Below are 8,228 nucleotides of genomic sequence, written 5' to 3'. Positions count from 1 at the left end.
GGCTGGGCTGGTGGAATACATCCAGTACTACAACCAGGAGCGCATCAAACTGAAACTGAAAGGTCTGAGCCCGGTAGAGTACCGGGAGCGGGCCCAATCGGCCGCCTGACCCCGTCCAAGTCTCGGGGGTCACTTCATGGATGGGTTTACGGCGTCTCCCGCAACCGGACCCACCCCGCCATCCCACGGGAAGCCCGCTGTTGCTTCGGCAGTTGCTTCTGAGGTTGCCGGCCAGCGGCCGGCACTACTGGGGGTGCAGGGCGCAGCCCTGCCGATACCCCTCTCCCCGGCCGGGCTGGCAGAATAGGCGTCTCTGCCGTTATCCGAAGCCGACGATGCGCCTCTCCCAGTTCCACCTGCACACCACCAAGGAAACCCCCAGCGACGCCGAGCTCACCAGCCACCGGCTGATGCTGCGCGCGGGCATGATCCGCAAGCTGGCATCGGGCCTGTACACCTGGTCGCCGCTGGGCCTGCGCGTGCTGCGCAAGGTTGAACGCATCGTGCGCGAGGAAATGGACCGCGCCGGTGCCGTGGAATTCCAGATCCCGACCATCCAGCCGAAGGAACTGTGGGAGCAGACCGGCCGCTGGCAGAAGTTCGGCCCGCAGCTGCTGAAGATCAAGGACCGCAAGGACCAGGTGTTCTGCTACAGCCCGACCGCCGAAGAGGCCGCCTGCGACTTCGCGCGCAGCGAGCTGTCCAGCTACAAGCAGCTGCCGGTGAATTTCTACCAGGTACAGACCAAGTTCCGCGACGAGATCCGCCCGCGCTTCGGCGTGATGCGTTCGCGCGAATTCCTGATGAAGGATGCCTATTCGTTCCACCTGCACGATGAGTGCCTGGTGCGCGAATACGAGAACATGAAGTCGGCCTACAGCCGCATCTTCACCCGCCTCGGCCTGGACTTCCGCATGGTGCAGGCCGACTCCGGTGCGATCGGTGGCGATGCCTCGCAGGAATTCCACGTCATCGCCGATTCCGGCGAAGACGCGCTTGTGTTCTCCACCGGTTCGGACTACGCCGCGAACATGGAAGCGGCGATCGCCGCCGATCCGGCACCGCGCGCGGCTGCCAGTGAAGCCATGCGCAAGGTCGACACCCCTACCCAGAAAACCTGCGAGGACGTCGCGGCGCTGCTCGGCATCGAGCTGCAGCGCACGGTGAAGTCGGTGGCGCTGATCGCCGGTGAAGGCGAAGCACAGCAGTTCGTGCTGGTGCTGGTGCGCGGCGACCATGAGGTCAACGAGATCAAGCTGGCCAAGGTCGCCGGCCTGGACGAGCAGCGCTTCGCCAGCGAGGCGGAAATCGCCGAGTACCTGGGCAGCGTGCCGGGCTTCCTCGGCCCGGTCGCCCCGGCCAAGGCCATCCGCGTGGTCGCCGACCGCGAAGTGGCCGCGATGTCCGACTTCGTCGTCGGCGCCAACGAAGTCGGTTTCCACCTGACCGGGGTCAACTGGGGCCGCGACCTGCCGGAACCGGAAGTGGCCGACATCCGCAACGTGCGTGCCGGTGACCGCGCGCTGGACGGTGGCGAACTGAAGATCGCCCGTGGCATCGAAGTCGGCCACGTGTTCCAGCTCGGCCGCAAATATGCCGAAGCGCTGGATGCCACCGTGCTGGACGAGAACGGCAAGGCGGCGGTGATGGCGATGGGCTGCTACGGCATCGGTATCTCGCGCGTGGTGGCTGCCGCGATCGAACAGAACCATGACGATGCCGGCATCATCTGGCCGGACGCGATGGCGCCGTGGCAGGTGGTGGTGTGCGTGATCAACCCGAAGGGCGACGCCGCCGTGGCCGATGCTGCTGCCAGCCTGCTGCAGGAACTCCGCGACGCCGGCCTCGATGCCGCGCTGGACGACCGTGGCCTGCGCCCGGGCGCGATGTTCGCCGACATGGAACTGATCGGCATTCCGCACCGCGTGGTGGTGAGCGAGCGCGGCCTGGGCGCCGGTACCTACGAGTACCGCTCGCGCCGCGCCAGCGAAGCGGAAAGCCTGGACAAGGCCACCCTGCTGCAGCGACTGCAGGGCTGATCAGGAGAAGACCGGGGCACGCCCCGGTCTTTTTTTGCCTGTCGCCCAGTTGAGCAATATTGCAGCGGACATAATCCGGTCAAAATCGACGCAATGCAGCCGGGATGCTGCCAGGCCATGACCCGCCTGCATTTGTGCTGTGATTAATTCATCTTTATTCTGTCCCGCGACGCCATGGACTGGCTCGTCCCGTCCACATTTTAGTTTCCGGAGTAACCGTAAATGAGCATTGACCTGACCGGCCTGTCGGCACGCGAGCTGGGCGCCCTGATCCGTACCGCCAAGAAGCAGCAGACCATCGTCGCCAAGCGCCGGCCAATCACCAAGGTCCGGGCCCAGCTGACCAAGCTGGCCAAGACCGAGGGCTACACCATCGAAGAACTGTTCGGCGGCGCCCCGGCCCCGCGCGCGCGCAAAGCCGCCCCGGCAGCCAAGGCACCGTCCAAGACCGCCGGCCGCAAGCTGGGCAAGGTTGCCCCGAAGTACCGCAACCCGGCCAACCCCAAGGAAACCTGGACCGGTCGTGGCAAGCAGCCGCGCTGGATGGCCGAGCTGACCGCCAAGGGCAACAAGAAGCCGGAAGATTTCCTGATCAAGAAGGCCTGAGGCCGGACCGGGATGCAATGAAAAACGCCGGCGGAAGCCGGCGTTTTTCATTCTTCGGTGTGCGGGCCAACGGTCCACACCTACAGGGTTTTGCGCGCCGGCATCAGCAGGTTGCCGAACAGCAGGCCGGCCACCAGCGCCATCACCACGTTGAGCACGGTGAGGAACACGCTTTGGCCCGCGCCAACGTCCTGCTGCTGGACCAGGGTCAGCACGCCGCGCAGGCTGGTGCTTCCGGGCACCATCATGATGATGCCGGGCAGGCGGATGATCGCTCCTGGGCGGCCAACGAGGCGGCCGAACAGATTGCCACCGGCGGTCAGCAGCATCGCTGACAGGAAGATGCCGGCCGGCGCGCCCCAGGCGTGCCCGCCGAACTTGGAGATCGCGTAACCCGCCACCGAGGCCGCGATCACCCACGGGTAATCGCGCCGGTTGGCCTTGAACAGCATCGCGAAGGCGAATGCCGCGGTCAGCAGCGAACCCCACTCCACCCACGGCCCCTGCGGCCGCGTGGCGCGGATCACCGGGTCCAGGCCGAGTACATCGGCCAGGGTCACCGCGATCATCGCGCCCACGCTGAGCTTCATGATGGTGGTCAACGCGCCGGCAAAGCGCGCGGTACCCGAGACCCAATGCTGGCTGGCGAGTTCATTGACCGCATTGGTCAGCGACATGCCCGGCAGCAGCACCACCAGCGAGGCGATGATCACCGTGTTGAGGTTGAGTGCGCCGACAAAGGACGCGACCAGGGTTGCGACCATGCCGGCCAGCAGCGCCGCCAGCGCCTCGGCCGCTTCACGGGTGGCCGGGCGACGGTCGGTGACCATGCCGAGCAGGCCGATCATCAGCCCGATGACACCGGCGGTGGCGATGTCCAGCCACGGCAGCTTCCACATGCCGGCCACGCCGGCCGCGCCCAGGGTGAATGAAAGAATGGTGCGCAGCTTGCCGCGCCGGCCCGGATCCTTGTCCAACTGGCGCAGTGCGGTGTGGCCCTGGGCAATGCTCATCCGCCCGTTGGCCACTTCCTCGGCGATATGGTCGGCGACGCTGAGCTTGTGCAGGTCGTTCTCGCCGGGTGCCAGGCGGATCACGCGGGTGATGTCGCTGGAGCCGATCGCCTGTGCCGGGTCGCTGAAACTGAGGATGATACCGGTGGGATTCGACCACGGTTCACAATCCAGATCGAGCTGGCGGGCCAGTGCCACCACTGCCGTTTCCAGGCGCTGGGCCGTGGTGCCGTAGCTGTGCAGGCGTCCGGCGATCTCGGAAACAAAGGCCACGCGCTGCGCGTAGGTGGCCTGGGGCGTGGGGATCGTGTGAGCGTCTGCGGACATGCGCCGTAGTATTACCTACTGCCGGGCCGCACTGGATAAATTCATCCGGGTTCGACGCGATGCCCCAGACAGAACGGTTATGCTGCGACCCGAATGGCCCAAGTGACCCCGAACCACGCCCCCCAGCTCGAACAGGATGCCCATGACCCGGGCCTGATCCGCCTGTCCGGCACCTGGACCTTGAAGACCGCGCTGGCCGCGGCCGAAGTCCTGCGCGGCGTTCCCGACACGCTGACCGGCATCGACGCCACCGGCATCGAGAAGATGGATTCGGCCGGCGTGCTGCAGGTACTGCGCGTAGCGCATCGCGCCGACCTTGGCGAGGACGCGTTGCAGTTCCGGCCGGACCACCAGGCACTGGTCTGCACCATCGAGGAAGTGGCCGACGACCGGCCCCGGCCCAAGCGCGATTTCGGCGTGCTGGCGGCGCTGGAACGGCTCGGTGTCAGCGTCCATGCCACTGGCCACAACATCAAGGCGCTGTGCAGTTTCCTCGGCGAGAACCTGGTCAAGGCAGCACGCCTGGTCAAGGAGCCCCGCCGTTTCCGCCTGACCGCCACCGTCCACCAGATGGAGCAGGTCGGGCTGGACGCAGTACCGCTGGTGGCGCTGCTGTCCTACCTGGTTGGCGCGGTGATCGCCTTTCTCGGCTCGACCATCCTGCGCGACTTCGGCGCCGAGATCTACGTGGTCGAGCTGGTCAACATCGCCTTCCTGCGCGAGTTCGCGGTACTGCTGACCGCGATCGTGCTGGCCGGCCGCACCGCCAGTGCGTTCACCGCGCAGATCGGCGCGATGAAGGCGCGCGAGGAAATCGACGCGATGCGCACGCTGGGTCTGGATCCGATCGACCTGCTGGTGCTGCCACGCCTGCTGGCGCTGCTGGTCACCCTGCCCCTGCTGACCTTCATCGCGATGATCGCGGGCCTGGCCGGCGGCATCACTGTCGGCGCGTTCGACCTCGACATCCCGCCGCAGATGTACATCGCGCGCATGCACGAGACGATGGAGGTGCGGCACATGCTGGTCGGCCTGTCGAAGGCGCCGGTGTTTGCGCTGGTGATCGGCCTGATCGGCTGCCTGGAAGGGCTGAAGGTGGAAGGCACGGCGCAGTCGGTCGGTGAACGCACCACCTCCAGCGTGGTGCAGACGATCTCGCTGGTGATCATCATCGACGCCTTCGCGGCGTTGTGGTTCATGCACATGGACTGGTGACATGAGCACGCATCCGACTCCCGAAGAAATACCCATGCAGGACGGCGACGGCCACGACCTGGCCATCCGCGTGCGCGGGCTGGTCAACCGCTTCGGCAGCCAGATCGTGCATGAAGACCTGGACCTGGACGTGCGCCGTGGCGAGATCCTGGGCGTGGTGGGTGGCTCGGGCACCGGCAAGTCGGTGCTGATGCGCTCGATCCTGGGCCTGCGCACGCCCGACGCCGGCCAGATCGAAGTGCTGGGCCGCGATGCGCGTGCCGACGACGCCGAGAGCCGCCTGCACATCGAACGCAATACCGGCGTGCTGTTCCAGGACGGCGCCCTGTTCTCATCGCTGACCGTGGGCGAGAACGTGCAGGTGCCCTTGAAGGAACACCACCGCGAATTGCCCGAGCGCTGGCACTACGAGCTGGCGCTGCTGAAGGTGAAGCTGGCCGGCCTTCCCGCCGATGCGATCAACAAGCTGCCATCGCAGTTGTCCGGTGGCATGCGCAAGCGCGCTGGCCTGGCCCGCGCGCTGGCGCTGGACCCGCCGCTGCTGTTCCTGGATGAACCGACCGCAGGCCTCGACCCGATCGGTGCGGCCGCGTTCGACCGCCTGATCAAGACCCTGCAGGAGGCGCTGGGGCTGACCGTGTTCCTGATCACCCACGACCTGGACACGCTGTACGCCATCTGCGACCGGGTGGCGGTGATCGCCGACCGCAAAGTGGTGGCCAACGCGCCACTGCCGGACATCGAGAAACTGGATCATCCGTGGATCCAGGAATACTTCCACGGACCGCGTGCGCGTGCCGCGCGCGGCGAACAGATCGAGAGTGCCTGAGCCATGGAAACCAAAGCCAACTACGTGCTGATCGGCGCGTTCACCCTGATCACCGGCTTGGCCCTGCTGGCCTTCGGCCTGTGGGCGGCCAAGTACTCCTCCGACCGCACCTGGCAGGAATACCGCGTGGTGTTCCGCGAGGCGGTGACCGGCCTGTCGGTGGGCAGCCCGGTGCAGTACAACGGCATCGCGGTCGGTTCGATCATCGAACTGAACCTGGTGCCTGACGACCCGCGTCAGGTGGTCGCACGCATCCGCCTGAACTCGACCACCCCGGTCAAGACCGATACCCGTGCCAAGCTGGCGATCACCAGCCTGACCGGCCCGTCGATCATCCAGCTCAGCGGCGGCACGCCGCAGTCGCCGGCGCTGACCACGGTCAACAAGGACCCGGCCCCGATCATCCCGACCACGCCGTCGGCGCTGCAGAACATCACCGACGTCGCCAACCGCATCGTCGAGCGCATGGACCAGATCCTCAGCGACCGCAACGTGGCCTCGATCAACGCGACGCTGGCCAACCTGGAGACGATCAGCGGTGGCCTGGCCGACCGCGACCAGGGCACGCAGGCGCTGCTGCTCAGCGCGCGCGATGCCGCCCGCAGCCTGGACACCACGCTGAAGACCACCAACGGCACCATCGAGCGCCTGGACAGGAACCTGGTGCAGCAGCTGCCGGGCATCATCGACAAGCTCGACGGCACCCTGGCCAAGCTCGATTCGGCCGCCGGCAACGCCGATTCGATCCTTGGCGAGAACCGCGCCGCGATCAACAGCTTCGCCAACGATGGCCTCGGCCAGCTGGGCCCGACGCTGACCGAACTGCGCGGCCTGATCCGCGACCTGCGCCGGGTCAGCGACCGCCTCGAGAACAACCCCGCGCGCTACCTGCTGGGCCGCGACGCACCGAAGGAGTTCGAACCCAAATGAGCCCGACCACCCTTCCGCGCCTGCTGCTGGCTACTTCGATGGTCACCCTGCTGGGCGGCTGCTCCATCCTCGGCAGCAGCGAGAAAACCGCGGTGACGCTGTACTCGCCCTCGGTGCAGGTGAAGGCCGACCCGGCGTGGCCACAGGCCAGCTGGCAGCTGGTACTGGCCAAGCCCAGCGCCGCACGCATGGTCGACAGCCCGCGCATCAACGTGCGGCCGACGCCATCGCAGCTGGAGATCTACAAGGGCGCCAGCTGGGCCCAGCCGGCCACCGACATGATCGAGGACACCCTGCTGCGCGGCTTTGAGGATTCCGGGCGCATCCACGGCGTCGCCCGCAGCACCGCCGGCATCCGCGCCGACTACAAGCTGTCCACCGACGTGCGCCGCTTCGAGTCGGACTACCAGGGCCAGGCCACGCCGACGGTGGTGATCGAGGTCAACGCCAAGCTGATCCACGTCGCCGACCAGCGCGTGGTGGCCGACCGTACCTTCCGCCAGGCACAGCCGGTCGGCAGTACCGACGTGCCGGCCGTCACCGCCGCCTTCGAACGTGGCCTGCAGCAGCTGGCGCAGGACGTGGTGGGCTGGACGCTGGTGAGCGGGCAGGCCGACCGGCCGACCGTCACGCGCTGATCGATCAGCGTGGCGCAATCCAGCGGAACGTCAGGTTGATCCGCTCGCCCTGCACGCGCGCCATCTTCGGCAGCGCGTGCTGGTAATAACGCTGGGTCTGCCCGGCCATTACCAGCAGGTCGCCATGGCCGAGCAGATACTCCGCCTTGCGCGCCGTATCGTCTCGCCGGCGCAGCAGGAAGCGCCGTGCCGCGCCCAGGCTCAGCGAGGCGATCACCGGCGCCGGGCCCAGTTCGGGTTCGTCGTCACTGTGCCAGCCCATGTAATCGCCGCCGCTGCGATAGCGGTTCAGCAATACGCTGTTGAAGCGGCCGAAGCCATCGTCCTGCAGGCGCTCGCGCATGCCCTGCAGGGACGGCGGCCACGGGTGCGGCACGAATTCTGCCCCCGAGTAGCGATAGCGCGCCTGCGGATCACCTATCCAGCAGCTCAACCGTGGCGAATCCACCCAGCCGCCGAACATGCGGATGCGATGCACCTCCCACGGCAGGCCGGCTTGCAGATCGCGCTGCAAGGCATCGGCCTCGGCGGGAGACAGCCAGGCCGGGAGGTGGCGGACGTCGGCATCGGGAAGGTCGTGGGGGAACAGCATGGGCGCCCCAAGGGAAAGGGGGGGCGACCGAAGGCCGCC

The 8,228-nt window shown here is 67.1% G+C and carries 9 protein-coding genes; 7 read left to right on the top strand and 2 right to left on the bottom strand.

Annotated features, from left to right (window positions below; translation table 11 throughout):
- From AC5P7E_RS19700 to AC5P7E_RS19690, 3 genes are all read left to right on the top strand, one after another.
- Positions 1–109, top strand: a 109-nt coding sequence (locus AC5P7E_RS19700) for an IS3 family transposase (RefSeq protein WP_495205392.1), incomplete at its 5' end; no start/stop codon positions are given.
- A gap of 226 nt (positions 110–335) precedes the next feature.
- Positions 336–2,039 carry a proline--tRNA ligase gene (locus AC5P7E_RS19695; RefSeq protein ID WP_114619146.1) on the top strand — a complete coding sequence of 568 codons (1,704 nt, stop codon included), beginning with the start codon at positions 336–338 and terminating at the stop codon, positions 2,037–2,039.
- 222 nt (positions 2,040–2,261) lie between these two features.
- Positions 2,262–2,645, top strand: coding sequence for an H-NS histone family protein (locus AC5P7E_RS19690; RefSeq protein WP_005408004.1), 384 nt, complete (start codon positions 2,262–2,264; stop codon positions 2,643–2,645).
- An 80-nt stretch (positions 2,646–2,725) separates the two neighbouring features.
- On the opposite strand, the gene AC5P7E_RS19685 is transcribed toward AC5P7E_RS19690, so the two are convergent.
- Positions 2,726–3,985 (bottom strand): threonine/serine exporter family protein, encoded by a 1,260-nt coding sequence (locus AC5P7E_RS19685; protein WP_005408003.1) that lies wholly within the window; start codon positions 3,983–3,985, stop codon positions 2,726–2,728.
- A 93-nt stretch (positions 3,986–4,078) separates the two neighbouring features.
- Here AC5P7E_RS19685 and AC5P7E_RS19680 point away from each other — a divergent pair, with 93 nt between their 5' ends.
- Genes AC5P7E_RS19680 through AC5P7E_RS19665 form a run of 4 tightly spaced genes read left to right on the top strand, consistent with a single transcriptional unit; the run spans position 4,079 to position 7,597 of the window.
- Positions 4,079–5,200, top strand: a complete 1,122-nt coding sequence (locus AC5P7E_RS19680; protein ID WP_005408002.1) for an ABC transporter permease — start codon at positions 4,079–4,081, stop codon at positions 5,198–5,200.
- Position 5,201: 1 nt separating this feature from the next.
- Entirely contained in the window at positions 5,202–6,029 is an 828-nt protein-coding gene (locus AC5P7E_RS19675) for an ABC transporter ATP-binding protein (protein ID WP_005412184.1), read from the top strand.
- 3 nt (positions 6,030–6,032) lie between these two features.
- Complete coding sequence (locus AC5P7E_RS19670; RefSeq protein WP_005408000.1) at positions 6,033–6,959, top strand: MlaD family protein; 927 nt, start codon at positions 6,033–6,035, stop codon at positions 6,957–6,959.
- Positions 6,956–7,597, top strand: a complete 642-nt coding sequence (locus AC5P7E_RS19665) for an ABC-type transport auxiliary lipoprotein family protein (RefSeq protein ID WP_099527091.1) — start codon at positions 6,956–6,958, stop codon at positions 7,595–7,597. Before AC5P7E_RS19670 ends, AC5P7E_RS19665 begins: the two co-directional genes overlap by 4 nt.
- A 4-nt stretch (positions 7,598–7,601) precedes the next feature.
- Here the strand turns inward: AC5P7E_RS19665 and AC5P7E_RS19660 are convergent, their stop codons facing one another.
- Complete coding sequence (locus AC5P7E_RS19660; RefSeq protein ID WP_114619145.1) at positions 7,602–8,189, bottom strand: alpha-ketoglutarate-dependent dioxygenase AlkB family protein; 588 nt, start codon at positions 8,187–8,189, stop codon at positions 7,602–7,604.
- Between the last annotated feature and the right edge of the window lie 39 nt (positions 8,190–8,228).

The organism is Stenotrophomonas sp. YJH_SMC_25, assembly GCF_059369595.1.
Note: the sequence above shows the minus strand (reverse complement) of the source record. Positions and strands in the feature narration are given on the sequence as shown.